The sequence below is a fragment of the Litorimonas sp. genome (assembly GCA_029936425.1).
In the GTDB taxonomy this organism is placed as follows: Bacteria; Pseudomonadota; Alphaproteobacteria; order Caulobacterales; family Maricaulaceae; genus Litorimonas.
The window spans coordinates 1-1110 of sequence record JAPYSU010000160.1 but is presented as its reverse complement, the minus strand read 5'-3'; the positions used below and the strand labels follow the sequence as shown (position 1 = coordinate 1110).

Here is a 1110-nt window from a genome sequence, read left to right as displayed (position 1 = left end):
AAATGTAACGAAGTATTCATCATTGTTGTAAGCGCTCAAAAGACAGCAGCTACACCTTCTCTATAGTGTCTAGTCTACAGTCTACAAAATAATGATGTCGTCCAATTTATTCTTCTGATGTCAACTTGGAATTTGAGAAGTACCGCAAACAGTATAGAGCCCATCGCTCTACCAAGCACCTGTCTGAAAATTAGAACTTGACTGGAGTAAGCTCGCTCCTTCACTTGCCACGCCTGATGGCTACTAACACGTGAAAGGACGGAGCCCAACACTCAACCTAACGGTTCTGAGTTGCTCTCCGTAGCCCTATAAGGGACTCCCTTGCACACCTCACCTTCACTAAAATTAGGACACCCTAGAGCCCAATGTTTGACAGGCGATGCACCAGACTGATACAAGTAATCCAGTTAAAATCCTGTGTAAACATCACGGAGTGTTTCTGCTGCATCATTGTGTCTAGTGAGTGGTCAGTCTCAGCAGCAGCAGCAGCAGCTGCAATGAGTGGCAGCATCCCTTGGCAGGCTGTCACTGGAAACAGTAGTAGCTCTGATACAGAGGAGTGGCAATCTGACGGGCAATCTGACCCTGACGTCATAGTGGAGTCTAACATGGATCACATTGAGAAACCCCCCATCACCAAGGGCCCGATCGTGATCGCCCTCAACCAGAGTTCCACCGCCGACTCCGTGCTCAGCAAGCGAGAGAAGTTCCTTGACGAGGAGTGGAAGATGGTGGGCTACGTGGAGGCCTATGCGGCCAAAACCTACATCCTCAATTGTTGCGAGCCTCCCCTGAGATGCCGAATTCCCCAAGAGGAAGCTCAGCGAGACCCGATACCCTGTATCAGGGCCAAGAACTCCAAGTTGGTGATCGCCATACTGGCACGCACTGTGGCAGACATCATGGAGCCTAAGGAGGCCATGATCCAAACGAGTGGCGCCGCCCTCATCTGGTGTATCAAGTGCACACAGGCGGAGCCAGTGGACAAGCCCGAGAACCTCTTCTTCAACAAGGGACCCAGCAGCGAGCTGTACACCCCAGGCTTCAAGAGCGCTACCCGGATGCAGTTGACCGCTACCCTGAAGGAGCGTCTCGGTACCCGAGCATTCG

General features: G+C 51.8%; 1 protein-coding gene. It reads left to right on the top strand.

The features are described from left to right. Positions 1-608 precede the first annotated feature (608 nt). Positions 609-1110 (top strand): hypothetical protein (locus ACN0IC_RS15720; RefSeq protein ID WP_416879688.1); only part of this gene is annotated, 502 nt, incomplete at its 3' end.